Below are 24,658 nucleotides of genomic sequence, written 5' to 3' on the forward strand. Positions count from 1 at the left end.
TCCTGCCGACCAGCTAGGTCGCGACGCTCGAGCGGGGACTCACGCGCATTCCGGCGCTCTAGCTGGGACTCACTGCGTTACACCGACACCAGTGATTCTGCGGTTGTCGGCGGGCTAGCTGAGGATCCGGCTCGTGGTGGCGTCGAGGCCGGTCGTGCGGGCCAGGAGCCAGAACGTCAGCACGGCCAGCGCCGGCGCGACCACCCAGCGCTCGAGGGCGTGGTCGGGTATTCCCGCCGTCGTGCGAGCCGCCGCCGCGAGGACCGCCTGGCCCGGCACGTATCACCGGCGCCGACCGCGTGCCCCTTCCCGAGAGTGTGAATGAGCACACTCAGCGGCCCGGCCCGAGGAGTCAGCGTGGAACCGACGGTGGTGTACGTGCACGGCATCGGCAACAAGCCGAGGCGTGAGGCGCTGGTGGCGACGTGGAACACCGCGCTCGCGCTGCGACCCGCGGTCGGCGCACAGATGGCGTACTGGGCGGACCTCCGGTATGCGAGCCCGCTGCCCGGCGGTGGGCTCGAGGGCTTCACGGACGGCGGTCTCGCGGCGGGCGGCGGCGCCCTGGAGGCCGGTGGGGTCGAGCCCACGGAGGCGTTCGTCGAGAAGACCGCCGTCGAGCTCGGCGGCCTCGACGCCTCGGCCGCCCCGCTCAAGGGCGTGCTCGAGCGGATGGCCTATGCCGCCGACGCCGCCGCGTCCGGCTCCGACTCGCTGCCCGACGACTTCGAGGTCATCCCAGGGCCGAAGTTCCTGCGGGTGGCCGCCTTCCGCGCGCTCGTGAAGGCCACGCTGCACGACGTGCACGCCTACTTCTTCGACCAGGCCCAGGCCGAGGCGATCCGCGACCGCGTGCGCGCGGTGCTCGACGACGCCCACGGGCCCGTCGTCGTCGTCGCGCACAGCCTCGGCACGGTCGTCGCGTACGACGTCCTCAGCGAGCCGCGGTTCGCCGGGCTCGACGTGCCGCTGCTCGTGACGCTCGGCAGCCCGCTCGGCATCCAGGAGATCCAGGACCAGGTCAAGGGCCGTCCGCTCGCGGTGCCCCCGTCGGTCGGCGCGTGGCTCAACGCGGCCGACGCGGCCGACGTCGTGGCGCTCGACCCGACGATCCGCCCCGAGTACCGCCCGGCGGACAAGTGCTCCGACGCGCTGGTGGTGAACCGCAGCGCCAACCGTCACGGCATCGCGGAGTACCTGGCGGCCGACATCGTGCGGCGCACGATCGCGAAGCACGTCGGGCGACCGGTCTGAGTCGATGGCGCTCACCGGACGGCAGTGGAAGCAGTTGAGCGACGCGCTGCGGCAGGCGTTCACTCTCGCGCGCTTCGACGAGCTGCTGCGCTACTCGCAGAACCGCAACCGCGAGGACATCGCGCTCGGCGGCGACTACCAGGAGATCGTCTTCCGGGTCATCCAGACGGCGGAGGCCGAGGGCTGGACCATGAGGCTGCTCGCCGCGGCGCGCGAGGCCCGGCCGGGCAACGCGGAGTTTCTCGCCGCCGCGATGGACCTCGGGCTGGCGTCCGCCACCCCGGACCTCGAGACGCGGGTGCGCCAGGACGCCCCGTTCGTCGATGTCACCGCGTGGCGCGAGACGCTCGGCCGGCGTGAGGCGCAGGTGTGCCGCGTCGAGGTCGACGCCGGCGTGCACTCGGGCGTCGGCACCGGCTTCCTAGTCGGGCCCAATCTCTGCCTCACCAACCACCACGTCGTCGCGGCGCTGCTCGACGGCCACGCGACGCCCGCCGACGTCATCCTGCGGTTCGACTACAAGCGTGCGCAGGGGGTCATCGTCAGCGCGGGGACGGAGCTGCGGCTCGCGCCGGCCGACTGGCTCGTCTCCTCGGCGCCGCCCGGCGCGGCCGACTCCGCGGCGGACGGCTCCCTGCCGTCACCGGACGAGCTCGACTACGCCTTGCTACGCCTCGCCGGGCGCCCCGGGGAGGAGGCCACCGGTCGCGCCGTCGCCGATCCGCAGGCGACGCCGCGCGGCTGGTTCGGCGGGCTCGGCCAGGGACCGGCCGACGGGTCGCCGATGCTCGTGCTGCAGCACCCCGAGGGCGCGCCCCTCAAGCTATCGCTCGGCTCGAGCGGCTCCGTCAACGCCAACGGCACCCGCGTGCGCCACCTCGTCAACACCGAGCCCGGCTCGTCGGGATCGCCGTGCATGGACGCGCGGCTCGACGTCGTCGCGCTGCACCACGCGGGCGACGGCACCCGCCCCCCGGGTCCCGGCCCGGCCTCGAACGGCGCCGTGCCTCTCAGCGCGGTCGTCGACCACCTGCAGCGCACCGGCTGCACCGAGAAGATCCTCACCCCCAGCGTCTAGGTGGCCCGTCGATGCCCGCCCTTATCCTCACCGGAATCGTCATGCAGCACCTCGCGTACGCCCTGGCCGTGGCGTATCCCGAGCGCAGCGCCCTGCAACGTGTGCTCTTCGAGCGGACCGGCCGACGCCTCGACGACATCGTCAGCGTGAACGTCGGCAACACGGACATGCGGCAGCAGCTGCTCATCGCCGCGAGCGACGGCGGCTGGGCGACGGAGGTCTTCCAGCTCCTCCAGGACAGCGAGAACCTCAGCGTGCGGCAGTACGTGCGCCTCGCGCGGGACGCGTTGGACGTGGTGTCGAACGCCGTGGTCGACCGCGAGGATCCGTTCCTCGTCCACCGCGTCGCCGGCCGGCCGTTCCTCGACCGCACCGAGCTGCGCAAACAGCTCACCGAGCTCCTGGCGCGCGACGAGAAGCGGGTGCTCGTCGTCACCGGCGAGCGGCCGTGCGGCAAGACGTACGCGTGGCCGTTCCTGGACACCCTCGGTCGGACGCACGGATTCGACCCGGTACTGATCGACGTCGCGAGCCTGCCCGCCACCGAGCGCATGCCGGTCGACGTCGTGAGCAACGTCGCGCGGCAGCTCGGGCTGCCGAGGCTACCCGAGGTCGACCCGCTCGCCCAGGGCGCCAGCCAGGCGCAGCGGCTGTTCACGTGGCTCATCGGTGAGGCACGCCTCGCGCGGCAGTCCGGCGCGGCGTCGCGCTGGCTCCTCGTCATCGACAGCCTCGACAAGTTCCCGCTGCCGGCCGAGACGGAGGAGCTCTTCGTGCTCATGGGCAAGGGCGCCGCCGAGAACCGGATCGCCGACCTGCGGGTGGTGCTGCTGGGCTACGAGCACCAGCTCCCGGTCGACCTGTCGAGCTGGGTGCTCACGGACACGTTCAGCGACATCGACGAGCGCGCGCTGCGCGACTACTTCGACTTCCTCCTGAGGACCGCGCGCGGCGGCGGCATCGGCCCAATGAGCGCCGACACCGCGATCGAGGACGCGGTGCGGCAGGTCGAGGAGGCGCTCGCCGGAGCCGACCGGGTCGACCGGTTCAGCCGCCTCGCGGCCGAGGTGGACCGGGTGGGACGCGCGCTCCAGGACGCGAGGACCCGGTGATGAACGCGACCGGCTGGATGCGGCCCGCCGGGGTGGGGCGCGGGTTCGCCGACGCGCCCGAGGCGCTGCACGCTTATCTGCGCGCCGCGGCGATGCTCTCGAACTTCGACCCCATGGAGTTGCGGCCCCTCGACGGCGCCGACGACCCGAAGGCGCTCGAGCAGCTCCTCGAGCTCAGCGAGCCCGTGTTCTCCCGGCGGATCCCGCCCGGACGCTGGCAGCTGCCCGACTCGCTGCGCCGGTCGGTGCTGCGCTCGATGCGCGGCACGCCGGACCTGCACCGCGCCGTCGCCGCGACCACGGCGACCGACACCCCGGAGCAGGGGGCGCTGCGCCGCTACGTCGAGGGCGCCGCCGCGCCGATCGAGGGCCAGTCGGTCGAAGAGCTGCGCGCCAGCGCCCAGGCCGTCGCCTGGCTCGACGGGGTCGTCGACGGGCTGCCGTCGCTCGAGGACATCGGGGCGCGCCTCGCCCTGCTGGAGCTGCTGGCGCCGCTGCGCCGGCTCGTGGGCGACCACTTCGCGGGGCGCGAGGAGGTGCTCGACCGGCTCGCTGACCACGTCGCCGTCCTGCCCCCCGGCAGCCGGCTGCACTCGGTGCGGCGGCGCGTGCGTGAGGTGCTGTCGCTGCGCGACCACCCGCCGCTGTGCCTGTGGGGGCCGGGCGGCGTCGGCAAGTCGACCGTCCTCGCGAAGTTCGTGCTCGACCACGTGGACCTCGCCGACGACCAGGTGGCGTTCGTCTACGTCGACCTCGACCGCGCCGGGCTCACGGTGTACGAGCCGCTCACGTTGCTGCACGACGGCCTGCGCCAGCTCGCGTTGCAGTTCCCGTCGATCCGCGACGAGGCGGAGGAGCTCCGGCAGGAGTGGGCAGAGGAGATGGAGGCGCCCGACGTCAGCACCTACAGCACCGCGGTGCTCGGCGCGCACCACCCGCAGGGGCCGCGCGCCACGGGCGTCGACCGCGGCCGGTTCTACGCCCAGTTCGCCCGGCTGGTCGCGGCGGCGGCGCCCGACCGCCCGCTGCTGTTCGTCGTCGACACCTTCGAGATGGCGCAGCGCCGCGGCGCGGACGTCGTGGCCGACGTGTGGGCGTTCCTCGACGGCCTGCAGGCGCACGTCCCGACGCTTCGGGTGGTCGTCGCGGGGCGCAAGGGCCTGCGCGAGGACGGGCTGCGCAGCAGCGATCTCGCGCTCACCGAGTTCGACCCCGCGTCGGCGCGCGCCTACCTCAGCCGAGCCCTCGGCGGCGCGCTCGCGCCGGATGACCCGGTGCTGCGCCGCGTCGTGACGATCGTGGGCCGCAACCCGCTGAGCCTCGGCCTCGCCGCGCAGCTGCTCCAGCTCGAGGGGGTCGACGCGCTGCGGGCCGGCGAGCCGCACCTTGTGTTCCTCCGGCTGCACGAGGGCCAACTCCAGGGCGTCCTCTACCGCCGCATCCTCGACCACATCGAGGACCCGGTCGTGAAGAAGCTGGCCTACCCGGGGCTCGAGGTCCGCAGGATCACGCCCGGGATCGTGCGGCACGTGCTCGCCGGCCCGTGCGGGCTCGACGTGCCCGACGACGACGCCGCGCGCGAGCTCGTCGCGGCGGCCGCGCGCGAGGTCACACTGCTCGACCGCGCCGACGACGGCTCGCTGGTCCACCGCCCCGACGTGCGCCGACAGATGCTCGCGACGCTGCGCCAGGGTGACCCGGCGCGGGTGCGCGCGATCGACGAGGCCGCCGTCGCCTACTACGCGCAGGCCGACGACCTCACCTCGCGCGCCGAGGAGATCTACCACCGGCTCGTCCTCGACCAGCCTCGCGAGGTGCTCGACGCCCGGTGGCTCGGCGGCATCGAGCACCACCTGTGGGGCGCGCTCGAGGAGCTGTCGCCGAACGGCGCCGTCTACCTCGCGTCGCGGCTCGGCACCGCGCTGTCCCCAGAGCTCACGAGCCAGGCGGAGCAGAGCGTCTGGGAGCGGCACGCGCAGGCCCACGCCGCCCGGCTGCTCGAGCGGGAGGATCCGGCCGGGGCGCTCGCGGTGCTCCGCGAGCGCACGAAGCGACTGCACGGCAGCCCGCTGCTCGCGCTCGAGGCGCGAGCGCTCGAGGACCTCGGCCGGTTCGGGGAGGCCAGCCACACGCTGCGGCGCGCGGGCGCCGAGGCCAGCGACCTCGGGCACACGCGTGACGTCTTCCGCGCCCTCTACGGTCAGGCGCTGCTCGCGCACCGGCTCGGTGACCGAGCCGGGGCGCTCGCGCGGCTCGAGGAGTGCCGCGTCGTGGCCGCGCGCGTGGACGAGCCCATCGACAACCTCCGCCTCGCCACGCTCGACCTGCTCGTGCACGAGGCGGCCGGTGACGTCCGGGAGATGGACCGGGTGCACCTCGCCGCGGTCCTGGCCGACACTCCCCGCGCCGAGCTGCGCCGCGACCGCAGCCTGCTCGCGGAGGTCGCGGCCGCGGTCGGCGGCATGGACTCGCAGATCATCGGCGAGGCGCTGCGGGCCGTCGGGCTCCAGTCGCTGCTCGCGGTGGAGCGGCGACGGCTGGCGCAGGTGCTCGCGCGGTGGGACGCGCGGCTCGACGGCCGGCTGGCCGACGCCGCACACCTGCCGCCGCCCGAGTCGCCGTCGGAGCCGGCCGAGGACCCGGGAGCCTGGGAGCTGTGGCTCGAGGCGTCGACGCTGCCCACGGTCGCCGGCTGGATCGCGTCCGCGCTGTCGTCCTACCCGGGCGGGGAGGCCGTCAGCGCGGAGGTCTCGAGGCTCTACCGCGCCTGGCTCGACGAGGGGGCGCAGCCGTCGGCGCCGCCCCCGCAGGACAAGGCGTCCAAGTGGCGCGCGAAGCGGTGAGCCGCGGCGCCGCGACAGGCCCGGACGGTCCGCGCCGCACGGCCGGCCGGCGGGTGCCGGGTGTCGGGCTCAGGCGTCTGGCGCCGAGGCGGCCGCGGCGGCACGGGCGGCCGCCGGCAGCGCGTCGAGCACGCGGTTCACCGCGTCGTCGTCGTGCGCGGCGGAGACGAACCAGGCCTCGAACGCCGACGGCGGCGCCGAGACCCCGGCGTCGAGCAGCGCGTGGAAGAACGCACTGCTCGGGCGACGGGGTCCACGCTCTGGCCTGCCGCCCGGTGCGCACGGGTCGCGAGGTCGGCAAGCTCTTAAGCTGCGGCGTTCTCGCCGCGCTCGGCCACAACACACGGACGGCCTGACGCTGCGCACCGGCGTCGAGATCGAGCTGCGCGCACCTGCGGGCTCCGACCGGCAGGCGCTGGCCGACGTCCTCGCCGCCCGGAGCGGCGGCGCCGTGCGGCGGTCCTTCCACACCGACAGCGAGCCGTCGGCCGTGCCGGGCGTCGGTGTCTTCCGGCACCTGTCCCCCGCCTTCGACGTCGTCGACGGGCGCGGGCGGCCGCTCGCCCGCCTCGTCGACGACGTCACCATCGAGGCGGACCTCGTCCCGGTGCCCGGCAGGCGCGACCTGCCCGGGCACCGGGGCTGGTACCGGGTGCTGTGCGACGACCCGCGTCTCCTGCGTCTCGTCGAGCGGCACGTGGACCCGCAGGCGTCGCTCGCCGACGTGCTGCGGCCCGTGGCCGACCTGTTCGGTACCACGCTCGACGTGTTCCCCGGCGCCGCGCGCGTCAACGACGCGACCGGCGCGAGCATCGCGGTGGCGATGGCCCTGCCACCGGGCCGCGAGCGCCCCTGCGAGATCGTGACGCCCCCGCTCGAGCGGGCGCACGCCCGCACGCTGGAGAACCTGCTGGCACCGGCGCGCGACCTCGGGTTCACGGTGCCCCACGAGGCGGCGGTGCACGTGCACGTCGACGGGGTGCCGTTCCGCCGGCCGGAGTCGTTCGCCAACCTCGTGCGCCTCTTCGCGCACTGGCGCGAGCCCCTGTGGGAGGCCCTGGGCACCAACCCCGCCTGCCGCCGGCTCGCGCCCCTCCCGGACGCGCTCGTCGACCTCGTCGAGCAGGACCGTCCGGCGACGCCCGACGCCTGGGCGCAGCTGCAGCGCGACGCGCGCGCCGTCGGCCTGACCAAGTACGCCGACGTGAACCTCACGCAGCTGGTGGCCGCACGGCCCGTGCGCGACACCGTGGAGGTGCGCGTCCTGCCCTGTTCGATCGACGGGCACGACGTGGTCCGCCGTGCCCGGCTCGTCGAGCGTCTGCTGCTGTGCTGCCTCGACGCGCGTCCCGTCCCACGGCCGGACGCGGACGCCGCGCACGACGCCGCCGGGGCGCTCGACGCCCTCGCGGGCGGGCACCCGGCGGTGGCGCGATGAGCGTGTGGACCACCACGTCCCCCGACAGCGCCGCGATCCCGGCGGTCCGGCCGCTGCGCGCGCCGACGGGCGCGACGTCCGCCGGCACCAGCTCGCCCGGGCACCACCTCGACGAGGTCGTGCGCGCCCACCTGCCCGGGCTGCTGCGGTACGCCACCGTGCTGACGGGTGACGGGCACACGGCCGCGGACCTCGTGCAGGAGGTCCTGCTGCGCGCCCACGTGCGCTGGACGCGCATCGGCCTCCTGGAGCGCCCCGACCTGTACCTGCGTCGCATGGTCACCAACGAGCACCTGTCGTGGCGGCGACGGTGGCACGTGCGCACGGTGCACCCGTCGAGCGACGACGTGCTGGCCGCACACGCCGACCCGGCACGCGACCACGCCCACCGCGTGGTCGAGGACGACGCGATGTGGCGTCGCCTGTCCGAGCTGCCCCCGCGGCAGCGCACCGTCCTCGTCCTGCGGTACTACGGGGGCCTCGCCGACCCGGAGATCGCCCAGGTCCTCGGGACGTCCGCCGCGACCGTACGAGGCGTTGTGGGGTGCGGGCTACGAGATGGAGGACGTCACGGCGCTCGAGGAGCTGTGGGGCACGGACACGACGGAGACGAAGGCGCGGGCCGGGCAGCTGCTGCTCGACGGGCGCAAGCCGCCCGTCGCGCCCGGCACCGTCGCGCCGGGCACCGTCGCGCGCAGCACCGGCGCACCCGGCACCGAGGCTCCCGGCGCCGGGGCGACGGCCGTCACCGGCGCCCGGCTGGAGGCGCTGTGGGCGGCGGGCTACGTGTGGGAGGACGCGCTCGCACTGGCCGACCTGTGGGACGTCGACGTGAGCGAGGCGAAGGCGCGCGCGGCGGTCGCGGTCGCCCAGGGCCAGGCGCTGCCCCTGCCGCCGTCCGGTCCGCCCGGGGGCGACGGCTGAGCAGGGTCAGGCCGGTTCGTCGGCCATCCGCGCGAGCGTCGTCACGGTGCGCCAGTTGCGTGACGTGCCGGCGGGACCGGGGCGACGCGCGAGGCGTGCCGCCAGCGGGCTGCGCCCGATGCCGTGCGGCAGGTACAGGTACACCTCACGCCCGGCGACGGCGAGGTCCTCGGGCGGGGTGACCTCGACGTCGGGGTCCCGGGCGGGTGCCGTGCCGGGCAGGAAGACGACGTGGTGGTGCGTCGGGTCGTCGTCGCGGTCGAGGAACGGGTTCGCGGCGAGGACGGCGTGCAGCTCGTCCCGGGTGCGGACCACGACGTCGGGGGCCACCGGGAACGCGGCCGCGCACGCCGCGCGCAGCGTCGCGGCGACGGCCTCCGTGTCCGTGCCGTCCGCCGTCAGCACGACGTTGCCGCTGTTGACGTACGTGCGGACCGCGCCGTAGCCGGCGTCGACGACGACGCGCCGCAGGTCGGCCATCGGCACCCGCGTGGTGCCCCCGACGTTCACGCCGCGCAGCAGCGCCACCATCACGGTCATCGTGGTCCTCCCCTCGACGCTCAGAACAGCGTGCCCGCGCCCGACGCGACGCGTGCCTCCAGCGCCAGGAGCTCGCGCTTGCGCTCGACGCCTCCCGAGAAGCCGGTGAGGGTGCCGTCCGCGCCGATCACGCGGTGGCACGGCACGACGATCGGCAGGCGGTTGGCGCCGTTCGCGGCGCCGACGGCACGGGCCGACGTCCGCGGGTCCAGCCCGAGCGCGGTCGCGAGCGCACCGTACGTCGTCGTGGTGCCGTAGGGGACGGCACGCAGGCCCTCCCACACGCGCTGCTGGAACGGGCTGCCGCGGTAGCGCAGCGGCAGGTCGAAGCCGCGCAGCTCGCCGGCCAGGTACGCCGTGAGCTGCTGCACCGCGGCCGCCAGCACCGGGTCGTCCGCCGGCGCGGCGGGCTCGCCGAGACCGTCGGTCGCCGCGGAGCCGTCGAGGTGCGGGAACCGGACGTCCGTCACGGCGCCGTCGGCCACGGCGACGGTCACGGGCCCGAACGGGGCGCGCACCACCGCGTACGTCGTCGTCACGCGGCCATCCTGCACCGGACCACCGACACGCGACAGGGGCTGGCGGCGCTACAGCGAGTGGAGCGCCGCGAAGCCGGTGCACGCGAGCGCGGTGGTGGGCACCAGCCACCGGGCGATCGCGCCGTGCTGCCGCCCGTGCCGCCCCAGCAGGACGAACGTGACGGCACCCGCCCCGACGAACGCGACCGCGTGCCCGGTGTACCGCAGCACGACCGCGTACGTCACGACCGCCTCGGCGAGCCACGCGGCCACGAGGACCGCCCCGCCGAGCCCGCGCTCGCGCGCCGCCCACCGCGACGGTGCCGGCGCGTCGCCCGACCGCCACCACGACCAGCCCGCCGCCCCGGCCGCCAGACCACCGGGGAGTGCGCACGCGAGCCACATCAGCACCCACCCGGTGCCGACCGGGAACCCGCGCAGGTGCGCCGTCGCGTAGTAGCCCATCACCTGCGCCGCGCACGCCACGACCCCCACCACGAGTGCCCACCGACGCCGCCGTGGGGTCGCGCCGACCACGAACGGCACCACGAGCCACGGCGCCACCGCGTTCGCGAAGCCCGCGAACGGGAACGGGAGGAGCCCTTGCGCGAACGACGTGATCACGCCGGACACCGTGCCGCCCGCGACCGCGAGCGCCAGGGCGCCGGCCGGACCGTACCCGCGCAGCGCGGTGGACCGCAGGGGCAGGGTGCCGGTGCTCGCCATGCCCGCAGTCTCGCGACCGGACGCGCACGTAGGCATCGGCCTGCGGTCGCGCGCGTGCGCGTGCCCGTCCACCCGCGGGTGGACGGGCACGCGCAGGGATGCCGTCAGTCCGTCGACGCGAGGATCGCGCGCACCCCCACCACGAGCCCGGCGACGGCCGTCAGGCCCGCGGCGAGGAAGCCCCACGCCACGGCCGACGCCGCCAGGTCCCCCGCGAAGAGCGCACGCTCGGCGTCGACGACCCACCGCAGCGGGTTCACGTTCGACGCGACCTGCATCCACCGCGGGCCGGTCTCGAGGGGCAGCAGCAGGCCCGAGAGGATCATGAGCGGGAACAGGAACGTCTGCTGGACGGCCCAGAACACCCACTGCTGCGAGCGGACCGCGAGCGCGAGCGCGTAGCTGAACGCCCCGAGGCCGACGCCGAGCACCGCGAGCAGCACGAGGCCCAGCACGACGCCGACCGGGTCGGGCCGCAGCCCGAACGGCAGCATGACGAGCACGACCAGGAGCGCCTGGGCCACGAGGGGCACGACCTCCTTGAGCGCCCGCCCGACGATCTGGGACGAGCGCGACAGCGGCGTGACGAGCATGCGCTCGTGGGATCCCGCGATCATCTCGTCCTGCAGGTTGGAGCCGGTGGTGGACGTGCCGAACAGGGTCGTCATCACCAGGACCGAGGGCACGAACCACAGCCACACGTCGGGCGCCGGCAGCCCGGCGCCCACGCTGCCGACGAGCAGCGGCCCGAACAGGGCCAGGAACACCAGGGGCTGCACCAGCCCGAAGACGAGGGAGAACGGCTCGCGGACGACCGGGCGCAGCTCGCGCGCGAGCACGAGCCACACGTCGGACCACCAGGAGCGGCGCCTCTCGCGCGTCAGCGGTGCGGCCGTGCCGGTGTCGAGCGTGGTGGTGGTCATGCTGCGTCCTTCCCGGCGGAGTCGTCCGCCCGGTCCTCGGTGGTGGTGGCGGTCTCCCGCAGGCTGCGGCCCGTCAGGGCCAGGAAGACGTCGTCGAGCGTCGGCCGCTGCGTCCGGACCTCGGTGACGTCGACACCGGCGGCGACCGCGGCGCGCACGACCTGCGCCGCGGCGCTCGCGGCGTCGGCGACGCGCGCGGTGACGCGCGGGCCCTCGACCTCGACCTCGCGCGCGCCCGCCGCCCGGCCGACGACCTGCGCGAGCGCCGCGGCGTCCGCCGTCCTCGCGACGGCCAGCGCGAGCCGGTCGCCGGCGAGGTCGCGCTTGAGCGCGTCCGCCGTGTCGTCGGCGATGACGCGGCCGTGGTCGACGACCACGACGCGCTCGGCGAAGGAGTCGGCCTCGTCGAGGTAGTGGGTCGTCAGCACGATCGTCACGTCCTGCTCGGCACGCAGCCGTCCCACGTGCTCCCACAGGTGGGCACGGGTCTGCGGGTCCAGGCCCGTCGACGGCTCGTCGAGGAACAGCAGCCGGGGGCCGTGGACGAGCCCCAGCGCGACGTCGGCACGCCGCCGCTGGCCGCCGGACAGGCTCTGCACCTTGCGGTGCGCGAGGTCGGTCAGGTCGAGCGCGTCGAGCAGCTCGTCGGCGCGGCGCCGTGCGGTGCGGGCGCTCAGACCGTGGACCCGGCCGTGGAGGACGAGCTCGTCGACGACGTGCTGCGAGCGCCCGGCACCGTTGCCCTGGCCGACGTAGCCGATGCGGCGGCGGACCGCGGCGGGGTCGGCCAGCACGTCGGCGCCCGCGACGGTCGCGGTGCCCGCGGTGGGTCGCACGAGTGTCGTGAGCATGCGCATCGTGGTGGTCTTGCCGGCCCCGTTGGGACCGAGGACCGCGACGAGCTCGCCGGCGCCGACGTCGAGGTCGATGCCGCGCACGGCGTGCACGGTCCGGGTGCGGCCGACGACGAAGTCCTTCGTCAGCCCTCGGGTGCGGATCATGGCGGTCTCCAGGTCTCGTGCCGATCGGGACGACGTCGATGCTGCTCCGGTTAGCGGTCAGCTCCTGTCCGCCACCGGTGGCACTGTGGAGGCATGTCGTCGCCGTCCTCGCGTCTCCTCGCGCTGCTGTCGCTGCTGCAGTCCCGCCGCGACTGGCCGGGTGACGTCCTGGCCGACCGGCTCGGCGTGAGCGCCCGCACCGTGCGCCGCGACGTCGACCGGCTGCGAGCGCTCGGGTACCCGGTGCACGCCACCAAGGGACCGGACGGTGGCTACCGGCTGACGTCCGGCGACCGCATGCCGCCGCTGCTGCTGGACGACGAGCAGGTCGTGGCGCTCTCGCTCGCGCTGCAGACGGCCGGCACGGGCGTCGACGGCGTCGACGAGGCCGCGCTGCGTGCGCTGACGACCCTGCGCCAGGTCATGCCGACGCACCTGCGTGCCGCGTCGGACGCCCTGGCGGTCACGGTGGTGCGGCGCCGCGAGCACGACGTCACCGTCGGCGCGGACGTGCTGCTCGCGGTCGGGACCGCCGTACGCGCGCGGGAGGTGCTGCGCTTCGACTACGAGGGCGGCAGCGCCCCGCTGATCGGCGCGGGCGACGCCGCGTTCCGACCGCCGCGGCGCGCGGAGCCGCACCACCTCGTGACGTGGGGCGGCCGCTGGTACCTGGTGGGCTACGACCTGGACCGTCAGGACTGGCGCACGTTCCGGGTGGACCGCATGACACCCCGCACGCCGACCGGACCCCGCGTGCCGCCGCGCGGGGTTCCCGGGGGCGACGTGGCGACGTTCGTCGCCGCCCGCCTCGGCGCGCGGCCCGCGAGCCCCTGCCGGGGCGAGGCCGTGCTGCGCATGCCCGCGGCCGAGGTGGCGCGGTGGGCGGGCCGCGACGCCGTGGTGGAGGCGGTCGACGCCGCGCACGCCCGCCTGGTCACCTCGGCGTGGTCCTGGGACGCGCTGGCGGCGGTGCTGGGGATGTTCGGCGTGCCGTTCGACGTCGTCGCGCCGCCCGAGCTCGCCGACGCGTGCCGTCGCCTCGCCGCCCGCTACGGGGCGGCCGTCGCGTCGCCGGGCAGGGCGCCCGTGCCGTCGCGGTGACGTGCCCGGTGCGGACATGACCGGTCCCGCCCCCGACGCTGGGAGCGGGACCTGGCGGGAGAGCCGTCTCGCCGGCACGAGGCGTGGCGGACTCTCTGGCCCCGAGGGGCCGGCCCGGCTCTCGCCGGACCCTGTACGACGTGCGGAGTGACGTGGACGTCGGAACCGCGGGTGGCCGGTCGCGGTGGTGCCGCGATCGGCTGATGACCCGAGCATGGCACTGCTGCGTGACCTCCGCATCTCGAACGTGCGACCAGTTCGCGACCGGGTCTTTGCCGTCATGCGCCCTCCGTCACGCCATCCCCAGCCGGGGTCCGTCCGTCGACCGCACTAGCGTGATCCGGTGCGCGCACCCCTCGAGCCCGGCCCCGCCCTCGCCTCGCTGGCGGCCCGGGCCGTACCCGGCGTCGAGGAGGTCGACGTGGCCGCGGGCACGGTGCGCCGCCTCGTCGACCTCGGTGCGGGGCCGGTGCCCGTCACGGCCCGCGTCACGGCGGCGGGGGTCCACGTCCGCACCGACGGGCCGGACGCCACCGGTGCGGGCGACCGGCTCGCCGCGCGGTGGTTCGGGCTGGACGACGACCTCGCACCCGTGCACGACGCGCTGGCCCACGACCCGACGCTCGGCCCGCTCCTGGCCGCCCGTCCGCACCTGCGCGTGCCGGGGCACCCCGACGGCTTCGAGGCCGCGGTGCAGGCCGTCCTGACCCAGCAGGTCTCGCTGCGCGCGGGGCGCACCACCGGGGGCCGGCTCGCGGCCGCGTACGGCCGGTCCCACGCGTCCGGTCTGACGGCGTTCCCGCTCCCCGGCGACGTCGCCGCCGCCGACCCCGTGGCGCTGCAGGCGGTGCTGCGCGTGCCGCACGTGCGGGCGCGGGCCGTGCACGCGCTGGCGGTCGCGTGCGCGAACGGTCTGGTGCTCGCACCGGGGGCGCCCGTCGGCGAGGTCCGCACCGCGCTCCTGGCGATCCCGGGCATCGGGCCGTGGACCGCCGACGTCGTCGAGCTGCGGGCGCTCGGCCACCGCGACGCCTACCCGTGGGGCGACCTCGTGCTGCGCCGGGCGCTGGGCGTGCCGGACGCGCGGGACGTCGCCGCCGCGGGTCGGGCGTGGTCGCCGTGGCGCGCGTTCGCGGCGACGCACCTGTGGTCGTCGGTCGGCTACGCCGAGGAGCGGCCGGGCGGGTCCGCCCCGGTCGCGCACGCGGTGCGGCCGGACGGGTGAGCCCGGCATCGGTGCGGGCGCGATCCGGTGTCGAGGGGGTCACGATCCCGGTGTTCGGGCCCGGGCGGGACGCGCCGCACCTAGCGTGCGGCCATGACGACCCGCACCCGCACCCTCGTGGCCACCCTCGCCGTGCTCGCCGCCCTCACCGGGTGCAGCGCCGACCGCTCGTCCGACTCCGGCATGACCGCGGCGGAGGCCGCGGCCGACGACGCCGCAGCGCTGAGCGCCGCCGGCGACGGTGGCGGGCGCGGGCAGGACACGGCCGCCGACACCGGCGAGGACCAGCAGGTCGTCCAGACGGCCCGCGCCACCATGACCGCCCCGGATCCCGTCGCCGCGGCGCGCGAGGTGGTGACGCTGGTCGCCCGGCTCGACGGTCGCGTGGACGCCCGCTACGAGCGCTCGGGCAGGGGCGAGCACGACACGGGCAGCGCCACGCTGACGGTGCGGGTGCCGTCGTCGGCGATGGCGTCCCTCCCGGAGGACCTGGGTGAGATCGGCGAGGTCGAGGAGTACCTCGTCGAGACCGAGAACGTCACGAACGCCGCCCAGGACCTCGACGCGCGCATCACGGCGACCGAGCTCTCGGTCGAGCGCATGTCCGCGCTGCTGGCGAGCGCGTCGACCAACCGCGACATCATCGAGGCCGAGGGTGCGTTGACCGAGCGGCAGGCCGAGCTCGAGCGGCTGCGGTCGGAGCGCGCACGCCTCGCGGACCGCGTCGCGCTGTCCACGGTCGACGTCGAGATCTACACGCCCGAGCAGGCGCCCGAGGCGCTCGTCGAGGAGCCCGCCACGTTCCTCGACGGGCTCGAGACGGGGTGGGGTGCCTTCGTCGCGACGGTGCGCGGCGTCCTCGTCGTCATCGGCGTGCTGCTGCCGTGGCTGGTGCTGGGCGCCCTGGTCGGGGCCGGCGTCCTGGTGTGGCGCCGCCGCCGGCCCGCGGCCCCCGCGGCGGCCCCCACGGCGCCGACCACGCCCCCGACGCCCGGCCCCGCAGCCGGAGCCTGACGGCGTCGCTCGCTCCTCGACGGCCCGAAGGTCCCGCCGACGGCGCGCCTTCCCGTCCTAATCTCTTGGCAAAGAGCAGACCGCGACCGCGAGGTCGCCGGACTGCCTGCCGGGTGGCGTCGCCACGACCGTTCCCGGCTCCCGAGGCGAAGGAGCTGCCATGAGCGTCACCGTGACCGGTCCCCTGGCGGACGTGTCTCTCGCACCCGAGGTGCGTGCGGCCCTGGAGGCAAGTCCGCGTCTGGTCGTCCCCGCGACGCGCGAGGAGCTCTACCGGCTCGCGCTGGGGCCCGAGGGCGGACCCACGTTCACCGTGGAGTACGACGTCGACGGCACCATGGTGCCGGAGGCCACGATCACCCGCTGCCGCAACGGCGTCGCGGTGAACTACCCCGAGGACTACATGCGCCGGCGCGACCCGGACTGCATGCGCATCGCCGACGACCTGCCGACCGACAAGCCGCGCTACCGCGACGTCTTCGGCGCGGAGTTCGACCCCACGCGCACCGAGACGCTCGAGTGGCTCGCGACCCAGGAGCTCGTCGTGGTGCCGTTCAAGGCCGGCGGTCCGCGGTTCGGCTACCCGTCGCTGGCGATCGTCCCGCTCAACAGCGCCTTCTTCGCGCTCACGCTGGTCGACCTGCAGGGCTGGGTGACGTTCGACGAGATCGGGCCGTTCACGCCCCGCTCGATCCTGTACGTCGCTCCCCCGTTCCGGCACACGCACTTCGGCGGCCGCCAGGTCGTCGTCCACAACCGCTCGCGCGATCTGCACGAGGTGTGGGCGTACAACCTGTACCCGGGGCCGAGCGCCAAGAAGGGCGTGTTCTCGGTCCTGCTCGACATCGGCGAGCAGGAGGGCTGGCTCACGGCCCACGCGTCGAGCGTGCGCGTCACGACGCCGTACGAGAACGAGACCGTGATCATGCACGAGGGCGCCTCGGGCGGCGGCAAGTCCGAGATGTGCCAGGAGATCCGGCGCGAGGACGACGGCCGCATCCTCGTGGGGACCAACGTCGTGCGCAACGAGCCGTACCACATCACCCTCGGCGAGACCTCGGCGCTGGCGCCGGTGACCGACGACATGACGCTGTGCCACCCGTCGGTGCAGAAGGGCAACGGCCGGCTCGTCGTCGCCGACGCCGAGGCCGGCTGGTTCGTGCGCGTCGACGGCATGACGAGCTACGGCGAGGACCCGGCGTTCGAGCGTGCCGTGATCCACCCGCAGGAGCCCGTGCTGTTCCTGTCGATCGACGGCGTCCCCGACGCCACCGCGCTGCCGTGGGAGCACACGCTCGACTCCAACGGCAAGCGGTGCCCCAACCCGCGCGTCGTCATCCCGCGCTCGTTCATCAAGAACGTCATCTCCGAGCCGCAGGAGGTCGACGTCCGCACGTTCGGCGTCCGGATGCCCCTGTGCACGCGCGACAAGCCCAGCTACGGGATCATGGGGATGATGCACATCATCCCGCCGTCGCTGGCGTGGGTGTGGCGCCTCATCGCCCCGCGCGGGGACAAGAACCCGTCGATCGGCGAGAGCAAGGACGTCAAGAAGACGCTCAAGCACGGCGGCATGGTCGCCGAGGGCGTCGGGTCGTACTGGCCGTTCTCGACGGGCACCAAGGTGGCCGCCGCGAACCTGCTGCTGCGCCAGATCGTCGAGAACGACCGCACGCGGTACGTCCTGGTGCCCAATCAGCACATCGGTGCGTACAAGGTCGGGTTCTCCGCCGAGTGGCTGACCCGCGAGTACATGGCCCGCCGCGGCGGCGGACGCATCCATCCCGAGCACCTGACCCCCGCGCGCTGCGCGCTGTTCGGCTACCGGCCCAAGGACGTCAAGCTCGACGGGCAGCAGATCCGCCCGACGCTGCTGCAGCCCGAGTACCAGTCGCAGGTGGGCCTCGAGGCCTACGACGCCGGCGCGCAGATCCTCACGGACTTCTTCCGTTCGGAGCTCGAGCAGTTCCTCACCGACGAGCTGGACCCGCTGGGTCGCCAGATCATCGAGGTCGTCCTGCGGGGCGGCACCGTCGAGGACTACGAGGCGCTCACACCGCTGTACGTCTGAGACGTCGCGCGGCACCGGGGCCGCACCCTGCACGTGGGGTGCGGCCCCGGCCTGTGTCGCCCCGACGCCGGGCGTGCCACGATGCGAGAGGACGTCCGGTCCTGCCACACCGACCGAGGTGACGCATGACGAGCACGGCCCACGACCACGACCGACGCGGCACGGACCCCGCCGCCCCGGACGGCGTCGACGACCTGCCCTACGCCCAGGAGCCGGACGCGGTGCTCGAGCGGCTCGGCACGACGACGTCGGGACTGAGCGCCGACGAGGCGGCCGCCCGCCTGCGGACGGTCGGCCCCAACCGGCTCCCCACGGCGCCGCGCCCCTCGGCGCTGCGCCGGTTCCTGTCGCACTTCGACGACGTGCTGATCTACATCCTGCTGGCCGCCGCCGTGCTCAAGGCGTTCCTGGGCGACTGGGTCGACTTCGGCGTCATCCTGGTGGTCGCGCTGGTCAACGCGCTCGTGGGCTTCCTGCAGGAGGGGCAGGCCGAGCGTGCGCTCGACGGCATCCGCACGATGCTCTCGCTCACCGCGACCGTGCGGCGCGACGGCCGGTGGACCGAGGTCGGCGCGGAGACGCTCGTGCCGGGCGACATGGTCCGCGTGCGCTCGGGCGACAAGGTGCCCGCGGACGTGCGGCTCGTGCGCGCGACGAACCTGCAGGTCGACGAGTCGGCGCTGACCGGCGAGTCGGTGCCGGCCGTCAAGGACGTGGCCCCCGTGGGCGCCGACGCGGGCGTCGGGGACCGCGCGAGCATGCTGTTCTCGGGCACCATCGTCGCGGCCGGCACCGGCAGCGGCGTCGTGACGGCCACGGGTGCCCGCACCGAGATCGGACGCATCCAGGCGCTCATCGCGGCCGTCGACCACCTCGACACGCCGCTGACGCAGCAGCTCGGGCGGCTCGGCATGCTGCTGTCGCGCGGGATCCTCGCCATGGCGTTCGTCATGCTCGTCGTCGGTCGGGTCGTCCACGACTTCGCGCTCCCGGACCTCGTGTCCGCCGCGATCGGGTTCGCCGTCGCGGCCGTCCCCGAGGGCCTGCCGGCGCTCGTGACCATCACCCTGGCCCTCGGCGTCCAGCAGATGGCGCGGCAGCACGCGATCACGCGCAAGCTGCCCGCGGTCGAGGCGCTCGGCTCCGTCACGACGATCTGCTCGGACAAGACCGGCACGCTGACGCGGAACGAGATGACGGCCCGCACGGTCGTCACGGCGGAGCGGACGTACGCCGTCGAGGGCCTGGGCTACGAGCCGACCGGGAGCGTGACCCTCGACGGGTCCCCCGCGCCGCTCGCCGAGCACGCGGACCTCGCCGCGCTGGTCCGTGCCGGTGCGCTGTGCAACGACGCCCGCGTGACGGCCGGCGACGACGGCCGGTGGACCATCGTCGGCCAGCCGACCGAGGCCGCGCTGCGCACGCTCGCCCTCAAGACGGGCGCCGACACGGCGGGCACGCAGCGGCTCGCCGCCGTGCCGTTCGAGTCGGCCCACAAGCTCTCCGCGACGCTCGACCGCCTCGCGGACGGCACGCTGCGCATCCACGTCCTCGGGGCCCCGGACCGGCTGCTGGACCGCTCGACCACGCAGCGCGGCCCGGACGGCGCACCGGTGCCGCTGGACCGCGCGCACTGGGAGCGCACGATCGACGCGCTCGGCGCGCAGGGCCTGCGTGTGCTCGCCGCCGCGCAGCGTGCCGCGGCGCCCGACACGTCCGGTCTCGCGCTCGAGGACGTCGCGACGGGGCTCACGTTCCTGGGCGTCGTCGGCATCGTCGACCCGCCCCGCCCCGAGGCCGTCGCCGCCATCGCCGACTGCCACCGCGCGGGGATCGCGGTCAAGATGATCACCGGCGACCACGCGGGCACCGCGGTGGCCGTCGCGCGCGAGCTCGGCATCGTCCCGCCGGGCGAGGACGTGCAGTCGCTCACGGGCGCCGAGCTCGAGGCCATGAGCGCCGAGGACCTGCGCCGCCGCGTGCGAGACGTCGACGTGTACGCGCGCACGAGCCCGGAGCACAAGATCCGCATCGTGCGGGCCTTGCAGTCGCACGGCGAGGTCGTCGCCATGACGGGCGACGGCGTCAACGACGCGCCCGCCCTGACGCGCGCCGACATCGGCATCGCGATGGGCATCAAGGGGACGGAGGCCACCAAGGAGGCGGCCGAGATCGTCCTGGCGGACGACAACTTCGCGACGATCGAGCGAGCCGTCAAGGAGGGGCGGCGGATCTACGACAACATCCGCAAGTCCGTGGTGTTCCTGCTCCCGACGAACGGCGCGCAGTCCCTCGTCATCCTCGTGGCCGTGCTGCTCGGTCTCGCGCTGCCGCTGAGCCCGGTCCAGATCCTGTGGGTCAACCTCGTCACCGCGGTGACCCTGTCGCTGGCGCTCGCGTACGAGCCTGCGGAGGCGGGGATCATGGACCGACCGCCCCGCTCGAGGAAGGAGGCGGTGCTGTCCCGGCCCTCGCTGGCCGTCGTCGTGTGGGCCTCGCTGCTCATCGGCGGCGCCACCCTGCTGCTCTACCTGGTGGAGCAGCAGCTCGGTGCGGACGACGCGGTGGCCCGGACCGCCGCCGTCACGATGCTCGTGCTCGGCCAGATGGCCTTCCTGTTCTCCTGCCGGTTCCTCAACGGCTCGAGCCTCACCTGGCGCGTCCTGACCGGGAACCGCGTCGTGTGGGTCGCCGTGGGGTCGCTGCTCGCGCTGCAGCTGGTCTTCACCTACGCGCCGTTCATGCAGTCGTGGTTCGGCTCCGCCGCCATCGCACCGCGCGACTGGGGCCTGGCACTGCTGATCGCCGTGGGTGTGTTCCTGCTGTGCGAGGTGGGCAAGGTCCTCGCCCGCCGCATGCGGGCCTGAGGCGCGCGCCTCACGCCGGCGTGCGCTCCGGCGGCACGAACCAGCTGATCGAACGCGCGACGTCGCCGGCGCGCAGCCACGTGTGCCGTTCCGAGCGCGGGTCCGTGTCGTGCTCGCGCCACGCGACCATGACGTGCGTGCGCGTCCACCGGATCGCCCGGGCCGCGCGCCACTCCTCGCCCCCGTCGGACCAGACCAGCCGCACGACGACCGCGACGTCCCCCTGCGGACGGGTCGGGATGCCGTCGGGGACCTCGCTGTTGGCGACGTCGCGGGCCGGCGGTCGGGGTGGGAGCGGGCGGTCGGACATGACGTCAGGATAGTCGAACACCTGTTCGATCGATCCGCCGCCCCGGCAGAATCACCCGCCGGTGGCGCGCTGCACGCCGAGGGCCGTCAGACCTGGTTGATGCGGACCATGTTGCCCGCGGGGTCGCGGAACGCGCAGTCCCGCGTGCCGTACGGCTGGTCCATCGGCTCCTGCACCACCTCGGCGCCCCCGGCCTGCACCTTCTCGAAGGCGGCGTCGACGTCGGACGTCGCCAGCACGACCGACGCGTAGGAGCCCTTCGCCATGAGCGCCGCGATGGCGCGCCGCTCGTCGTCGGTGATCCCGGGGTCCGCCGCGGGCGGGTGCAGGACGATCGACGTCTGCGGCTGCGCGGGCGGGCCGACGGTGATCCAGCGCATGTCGCCGTACCCGACGTCGTTGCGGACGTCGAAGCCGAGCACGTCGCGGTAGAACGCGAGCGACGCCTCGGGGTCGTCGGCGGGGAGGAACGTGTAGTGGATGAGGAGGTCCATGGCCACCACGCTAGGAGGACGCGTGCGGCTGCCGCTTCTCGGATCCTGACCGATCCCGCTGCGGACGCATCACCTGCTTGGCGACGCAGCTCGGGATGCCGGCACCGTCCGCGGCCGCGGTGCGGCGGTACTCCGACGGCGGGACGCCGACCAGCTCGGAGAAGCGCGTGCTGAACGTCCCCAGCGACGAGCAGCCGACCGCGAAGCAGACCTCCGTGACGGACAGGTCGCCGCGCCGCAGCAGCGTCATCGCCCGCTCGACGCGCCGCGTCATGAGGTAGGAGTAGGGCGACTCGCCGAACGCGGCCCGGAACCGGCGGCTCAGGTGCCCGGCGGACATGTGCACGCCGCGGGCCAGCGCCTCGACGTCGAGCGGCTGCGCGTAGTCGCGGTCCATGCGGTCACGCACGGTGCGCAGCAGGCGCAGCTCCTGGAGGCGCGCGTCGCCACGGGTCGTCCCGCTGGTCGTGCCGGTCGCCATCCCCCCAGCCTGCCGTGCGGGACGCCGGATGCCCAGCACCCCGGGGAGTGCTCGCCACGGACGCGTGCGAAGGTGGCAGCGGCGAGCACGACGGACAGCGGACGGGGTGCCATGGCGACGCGGCGCGACGAGGGACGCGGGCCGGGGCTGCTACGCCCGCACGACGTGCTGACGCTGCTCGCGCGCCTCGACCGCGCGGCGCACGCACGGACGTCGGCCTACCGCCTGGGCGCGCGCGTCGACGCCGCGCTGGTCCGGCTGTCCACCGCCGCCGACCGCTCGCGCCTGTGGTGCGCCGTCGCCGCCGGCCTGGCGCTGACGGGGTGGCGGGGGCAGCGGGCCGCGCTGCGCGGCCTGGGTTCGGTCGTGGCCGCGAGCGCGCTGGCGAACCTGCTGGGCAAGCTCGTCTTCGGCGGCCGACGTCCGGACGCGTCCCACCTGCCGTGGGTGCGGCGGCTCGCGCGGCAGCCGACGTCCGGGTCGTTCCCGTCGGGTCACAGCGCCTCGGCCGCGGCGTTCGCCACCGGTGTCGCGCTGGAGTGGCCGGCGGCGGGGGCGGCCGTGGCGCCCGTGGCCGCCGCCGTCGCGTACTCGCGGCTGCACGTCGGTGCGCACTGGGTGTCGGACGTGGCCGGCGGCGTCGCGCTGGGTGCGGGGGTCGCGCTCGCGGGGCGCCGGCTCGTCCCCAGCCGCCGGCTGCCGGGACCGGACGCGCCCGCGGGTCCGCCCGTGCGGCTCCCGGCCCTGCCCGACGGGGAGGGCCTGACGGTCGTGGTGAACCCCCGCTCGGGTGCGGCGCGCGTGCGCGTGCACCCCGTGGCGGACCTCGTGCGCCGCGCGCTCCCCCGCGCGCACGTCGTCGTCCTGGACGAGGGCACGTCGGTCGCGCAGGTGGTGCGGGAGGCCGCGGCGCGCGGCGCGCGGGCGGTCGGGGCGGCCGGCGGCGACGGCACCGCGGCCGTCGTCGCGGACGCCGCGCGCCGGCAGGGGCTGCCGCTGCTGGTGCTGCCCACCGGGACGCTCAACCACTTCGCGCTGACGCTGGGCCTGTCGTCCGTCGGTGCCGCCGCCCGCACCGCCGCGGCGGGCACCGGGACGGTCGTGGACGTCGGTGAGCTGACCGTCGGCGACGGTGGCCCCGTGACGGTGCTCAACACGTTCTCCGTCGGGGTGTACCCGCAGCTCGTGACGGTGCGCGACCGTCTGACGCCACGCATCGGCAAGCCCTCGGCGACGCTCGTCGCAGCGGCCCGGGCCCTGCGCGCGGCCTCACCGGTGCCGCTGGTCGTCGACGACGAGGACGGCACCCGGTGGTCGCTCTTCGCCGGTGTCGGCCGCTACCACCCGCGGACCCTGGCACCGGTCGCCCGGCGACGCCTCGACGACGGCGTGCTGGACGTGCGCGACGCCGGGGCCGCGGCCGTGTACAGCCGCCTGCGTGCGTTCCTCGAGCTCGTGGCCGGGGACCTCGGGGCCCGCGTCCTGGCGGCCGTGCCGCCGGTGCGCCGGCGGCTGGTCGTGCGGCAGCGCACGGCTGCGAGCCTGACGGTGGGCACGGGCGTACCCGCCGTCCTGGCCCACGACGGCGAGACCACACCGCTGCCCCCGGCGTCCGTCGCGCGGCTGCGCATCGTGCCCGGTGCGCTGCGGGTCTACGCGGCGCACCACCCGCACGACGACCGGCACGACCGCCCGCCCGCTGAGCGCCCGTGACGGACGCCATCACCTCGCCGTCGTCACGGGGGGGCGAGCGCACGCTCGTCGTGACGCCGGCGGACGTCGTCGAGCGCCTGCTTCCGCAGGCCACGCGGACGGCGCAGGCATGACGGGACGGCGACGGCTGGGTGAAAACCCGGCCGTCGCCGTCGTACCTGCGGCCCGAGCGGGTCAGAGTGGTGACGTGCACACGGATGACGACGTCGACGACAGCCGTGGGCACGCGCCGTCGCGCGCGTCGCACCCCTACTTCGACGACCCGAGCGGGGTCGTCGCGCTCGCGCACCGCGGGTTCGCGCTCGACGGGCGGGAGAACTCGCTGACGGCGTTCGGGGCCGCCGTCGACCTCGGCTTCCGGTACGTCGAGACGGACGCCCACGCGACGTCCGACGACGTCGCCGTCGCACTGCACGACGAGACCCTGGACCGCACGACCGACGCGGAGGGGCTGGTCTCCGAGCTGCCGTGGTCGGTCGTCGGACGCGCGCTCATCGGCGGCGTCGACCCCGTGCCGCGGCTCGAGGACGTGCTGGGCACGTGGTCGGGGCTGCGCGTCAACATCGACGTCAAGAGCGAGCACGCGATCGTGCCCGTGGCGCACGCCATCGAGCGCACCGCGTCGCACGACCGCGTGTGCGTGACGTCGTTCTCCGTGTCCCGCCGCCGCGCGACGCTCGCCCACCTCAGCCGGCCGGTCGCCACGTCGGCGGCGTCGGGCGAGGTCGCGCGGTTCCTCGCGTCGCACCGCGCGCGCGCCGGGCGCCTGGCGGCCCGCGCGCTGCGGGACGTGGACGCGCTGCAGGTCCCGGTCGCGCAGGGGCGCCTGCGCGTCGTCGACGCGGGCACCCTGGCCGCGGCGCACGTGGCCGGCCGGCACGTGCACGTGTGGACGGTGAACGACCCGGTCGAGATGCACCGCCTGCTCGACCTGGGGGTCGACGGTCTGGTCACCGACCGCGCGGACCTCCTGCGGGACGTCCTGCGCTCACGCGGCCTCTGGACCTGACCCCGGACGAGCGGGG

At 75.3% G+C, this 24,658-nt stretch carries 21 protein-coding genes and 2 pseudogenes; 14 read left to right on the plus strand and 9 right to left on the minus strand.

The window, feature by feature from the left end; genetic code table 11:
• Nucleotides 1-357 precede the first annotated feature (357 nt).
• Genes KKR89_RS12100 through KKR89_RS12115 form a run of 4 tightly spaced genes read left to right on the plus strand, consistent with a single transcriptional unit; the run spans nt 358 to nt 6,287 of the window.
• Nucleotides 358-1,254, plus strand: coding sequence for an alpha/beta hydrolase family protein (locus KKR89_RS12100; protein ID WP_208195559.1), 897 nt, complete (start codon nt 358-360; stop codon nt 1,252-1,254).
• Nucleotides 1,255-1,258: 4 nt separating this feature from the next.
• Nucleotides 1,259-2,332: an effector-associated domain EAD1-containing protein gene (locus KKR89_RS12105; protein ID WP_208195560.1), complete on the plus strand. Its 1,074-nt coding sequence runs from the start codon at nt 1,259-1,261 to the stop codon at nt 2,330-2,332.
• A gap of 11 nt (nt 2,333-2,343) precedes the next feature.
• Entirely contained in the window at nt 2,344-3,444 is a 1,101-nt protein-coding gene (locus KKR89_RS12110) for a hypothetical protein (protein WP_208195561.1), read from the plus strand.
• Nucleotides 3,444-6,287 carry an ATP-binding protein gene (locus KKR89_RS12115; protein WP_208195562.1) on the plus strand — a complete coding sequence of 948 codons (2,844 nt, stop codon included), beginning with the start codon at nt 3,444-3,446 and terminating at the stop codon, nt 6,285-6,287. The genes KKR89_RS12110 and KKR89_RS12115 overlap by 1 nt, the downstream gene beginning before the upstream one ends.
• Nucleotides 6,288-6,356: 69 nt before the next feature.
• Here the strand turns inward: KKR89_RS12115 and KKR89_RS18330 are convergent.
• Nucleotides 6,357-6,518 (minus strand): annotated as a pseudogene (locus tag KKR89_RS18330) (glutamate-1-semialdehyde 2,1-aminomutase); the annotation flags it as partial.
• Nucleotides 6,519-6,645: 127 nt separating this feature from the next.
• Here KKR89_RS18330 and KKR89_RS12120 point away from each other — a divergent pair.
• From KKR89_RS12120 to KKR89_RS18340, 3 genes and pseudogenes are all read left to right on the plus strand, one after another.
• Nucleotides 6,646-7,725: an amidoligase family protein gene (locus KKR89_RS12120; protein WP_256443253.1), complete on the plus strand. Its 1,080-nt coding sequence runs from the start codon at nt 6,646-6,648 to the stop codon at nt 7,723-7,725.
• Nucleotides 7,722-8,246 (plus strand): annotated as a pseudogene (locus KKR89_RS18335) (sigma-70 family RNA polymerase sigma factor); the annotation flags it as partial. The gene KKR89_RS12120 and the pseudogene KKR89_RS18335, both read left to right, overlap by 4 nt.
• 37 nt (nt 8,247-8,283) lie before the next feature.
• On the plus strand, nt 8,284-8,649 hold the full coding sequence (locus KKR89_RS18340; RefSeq protein ID WP_243882240.1) for a hypothetical protein: 366 nt from the start codon (nt 8,284-8,286) through the stop codon (nt 8,647-8,649).
• A gap of 6 nt (nt 8,650-8,655) precedes the next feature.
• On the opposite strand, the gene KKR89_RS18345 is transcribed toward KKR89_RS18340, so the two are convergent.
• From KKR89_RS18345 to KKR89_RS12145, 5 genes are all read right to left on the minus strand, one after another.
• Nucleotides 8,656-9,189 (minus strand): DUF1697 domain-containing protein, encoded by a 534-nt coding sequence (locus tag KKR89_RS18345; RefSeq protein ID WP_243882241.1) that lies wholly within the window; start codon nt 9,187-9,189, stop codon nt 8,656-8,658.
• Nucleotides 9,190-9,209: 20 nt separating this feature from the next.
• The gene (locus KKR89_RS12130; protein ID WP_208195563.1) at nt 9,210-9,728 is read right to left on the minus strand and encodes a methylated-DNA--[protein]-cysteine S-methyltransferase; all 519 of its coding nucleotides are present in this window, start codon (nt 9,726-9,728) and stop codon (nt 9,210-9,212) included.
• A 48-nt stretch (nt 9,729-9,776) separates the two neighbouring features.
• A complete protein-coding gene (locus KKR89_RS12135; RefSeq protein WP_208195564.1) occupies nt 9,777-10,433 on the minus strand; it encodes a DUF6518 family protein in 657 nt (218 codons plus the stop codon).
• A gap of 104 nt (nt 10,434-10,537) precedes the next feature.
• Nucleotides 10,538-11,356, minus strand: coding sequence for an ABC transporter permease (locus tag KKR89_RS12140; protein WP_208195565.1), 819 nt, complete (start codon nt 11,354-11,356; stop codon nt 10,538-10,540).
• Entirely contained in the window at nt 11,353-12,357 is a 1,005-nt protein-coding gene (locus KKR89_RS12145; RefSeq protein ID WP_208195566.1) for an ATP-binding cassette domain-containing protein, read from the minus strand. The genes KKR89_RS12140 and KKR89_RS12145 overlap by 4 nt, the downstream gene beginning before the upstream one ends.
• Before the next feature lie 93 nt (nt 12,358-12,450).
• Between KKR89_RS12145 and KKR89_RS12150 the strand changes: the two genes are divergently transcribed.
• From KKR89_RS12150 to KKR89_RS12170, 5 genes are all read left to right on the plus strand, one after another.
• Complete coding sequence (locus KKR89_RS12150) at nt 12,451-13,458, plus strand: helix-turn-helix transcriptional regulator (RefSeq protein WP_208195567.1); 1,008 nt, start codon at nt 12,451-12,453, stop codon at nt 13,456-13,458.
• A gap of 343 nt (nt 13,459-13,801) precedes the next feature.
• Complete coding sequence (locus tag KKR89_RS12155) at nt 13,802-14,683, plus strand: DNA-3-methyladenine glycosylase family protein (RefSeq protein ID WP_208195568.1); 882 nt, start codon at nt 13,802-13,804, stop codon at nt 14,681-14,683.
• Nucleotides 14,684-14,776: 93 nt separating this feature from the next.
• Nucleotides 14,777-15,697 carry a DUF4349 domain-containing protein gene (locus KKR89_RS12160; RefSeq protein ID WP_208195569.1) on the plus strand — a complete coding sequence of 307 codons (921 nt, stop codon included), beginning with the start codon at nt 14,777-14,779 and terminating at the stop codon, nt 15,695-15,697.
• Between the two features lie 160 nt (nt 15,698-15,857).
• Nucleotides 15,858-17,768 carry a DUF4914 family protein gene (locus KKR89_RS12165; RefSeq protein ID WP_208195570.1) on the plus strand — a complete coding sequence of 637 codons (1,911 nt, stop codon included), beginning with the start codon at nt 15,858-15,860 and terminating at the stop codon, nt 17,766-17,768.
• 125 nt (nt 17,769-17,893) lie between these two features.
• Nucleotides 17,894-20,635 (plus strand): cation-translocating P-type ATPase, encoded by a 2,742-nt coding sequence (locus tag KKR89_RS12170; protein ID WP_208195571.1) that lies wholly within the window; start codon nt 17,894-17,896, stop codon nt 20,633-20,635.
• Nucleotides 20,636-20,645: 10 nt separating this feature from the next.
• On the opposite strand, the gene KKR89_RS12175 is transcribed toward KKR89_RS12170, so the two are convergent.
• From KKR89_RS12175 to KKR89_RS12185, 3 genes are all read right to left on the minus strand, one after another.
• Nucleotides 20,646-20,945: a hypothetical protein gene (locus KKR89_RS12175; protein ID WP_191784309.1), complete on the minus strand. Its 300-nt coding sequence runs from the start codon at nt 20,943-20,945 to the stop codon at nt 20,646-20,648.
• Nucleotides 20,946-21,031: 86 nt separating this feature from the next.
• Nucleotides 21,032-21,439: a VOC family protein gene (locus tag KKR89_RS12180; RefSeq protein WP_208195572.1), complete on the minus strand. Its 408-nt coding sequence runs from the start codon at nt 21,437-21,439 to the stop codon at nt 21,032-21,034.
• Between the two features lie 10 nt (nt 21,440-21,449).
• Complete coding sequence (locus KKR89_RS12185; protein WP_208195573.1) at nt 21,450-21,920, minus strand: helix-turn-helix transcriptional regulator; 471 nt, start codon at nt 21,918-21,920, stop codon at nt 21,450-21,452.
• A 111-nt stretch (nt 21,921-22,031) separates the two neighbouring features.
• On the opposite strand from KKR89_RS12185, the gene KKR89_RS12190 reads away from it, so the two are divergent.
• Both KKR89_RS12190 and KKR89_RS12195 read left to right on the plus strand, forming a co-directional pair.
• Entirely contained in the window at nt 22,032-23,633 is a 1,602-nt protein-coding gene (locus tag KKR89_RS12190) for a bifunctional phosphatase PAP2/diacylglycerol kinase family protein (RefSeq protein ID WP_208195574.1), read from the plus strand.
• A gap of 187 nt (nt 23,634-23,820) precedes the next feature.
• Entirely contained in the window at nt 23,821-24,642 is an 822-nt protein-coding gene (locus KKR89_RS12195) for a glycerophosphodiester phosphodiesterase family protein (protein WP_251140876.1), read from the plus strand.
• Nucleotides 24,643-24,658 lie beyond the last annotated feature (16 nt).

It is taken from the genome of Cellulomonas dongxiuzhuiae (assembly GCF_018623035.1).
GTDB classification, from domain to species: Bacteria; Actinomycetota; Actinomycetes; order Actinomycetales; family Cellulomonadaceae; genus Cellulomonas; species Cellulomonas dongxiuzhuiae.

What these genes read in the sequence shown, in the direction of transcription:
- KKR89_RS12105 (WP_208195560.1), top strand. Translation starts at nt 1,259, where the DNA reads ATGGCGCTCACCGGACGGCAGTGGAAGCAGTTGAGCGACGCGCTGCGG.
- KKR89_RS12110 (WP_208195561.1), top strand. Translation starts at nt 2,344, where the DNA reads ATGCCCGCCCTTATCCTCACCGGAATCGTCATGCAGCACCTCGCGTAC.
- KKR89_RS12115 (WP_208195562.1), top strand. Translation starts at nt 3,444, where the DNA reads ATGAACGCGACCGGCTGGATGCGGCCCGCCGGGGTGGGGCGCGGGTTC.
- KKR89_RS18340 (WP_243882240.1), top strand. Translation starts at nt 8,284, where the DNA reads ATGGAGGACGTCACGGCGCTCGAGGAGCTGTGGGGCACGGACACGACG.
- KKR89_RS18345 (WP_243882241.1), bottom strand. Translation starts at nt 9,189, where the DNA reads ATGACCGTGATGGTGGCGCTGCTGCGCGGCGTGAACGTCGGGGGCACC.
- KKR89_RS12135 (WP_208195564.1), bottom strand. Translation starts at nt 10,433, where the DNA reads ATGGCGAGCACCGGCACCCTGCCCCTGCGGTCCACCGCGCTGCGCGGG.
- KKR89_RS12140 (WP_208195565.1), bottom strand. Translation starts at nt 11,356, where the DNA reads ATGACCACCACCACGCTCGACACCGGCACGGCCGCACCGCTGACGCGC.
- KKR89_RS12145 (WP_208195566.1), bottom strand. Translation starts at nt 12,357, where the DNA reads ATGATCCGCACCCGAGGGCTGACGAAGGACTTCGTCGTCGGCCGCACC.
- KKR89_RS12150 (WP_208195567.1), top strand. Translation starts at nt 12,451, where the DNA reads ATGTCGTCGCCGTCCTCGCGTCTCCTCGCGCTGCTGTCGCTGCTGCAG.
- KKR89_RS12160 (WP_208195569.1), top strand. Translation starts at nt 14,777, where the DNA reads ATGACGACCCGCACCCGCACCCTCGTGGCCACCCTCGCCGTGCTCGCC.
- KKR89_RS12165 (WP_208195570.1), top strand. Translation starts at nt 15,858, where the DNA reads ATGAGCGTCACCGTGACCGGTCCCCTGGCGGACGTGTCTCTCGCACCC.
- KKR89_RS12170 (WP_208195571.1), top strand. Translation starts at nt 17,894, where the DNA reads ATGACGAGCACGGCCCACGACCACGACCGACGCGGCACGGACCCCGCC.
- KKR89_RS12175 (WP_191784309.1), bottom strand. Translation starts at nt 20,945, where the DNA reads ATGTCCGACCGCCCGCTCCCACCCCGACCGCCGGCCCGCGACGTCGCC.
- KKR89_RS12180 (WP_208195572.1), bottom strand. Translation starts at nt 21,439, where the DNA reads ATGGACCTCCTCATCCACTACACGTTCCTCCCCGCCGACGACCCCGAG.
- KKR89_RS12185 (WP_208195573.1), bottom strand. Translation starts at nt 21,920, where the DNA reads ATGGCGACCGGCACGACCAGCGGGACGACCCGTGGCGACGCGCGCCTC.
- KKR89_RS12190 (WP_208195574.1), top strand. Translation starts at nt 22,032, where the DNA reads ATGGCGACGCGGCGCGACGAGGGACGCGGGCCGGGGCTGCTACGCCCG.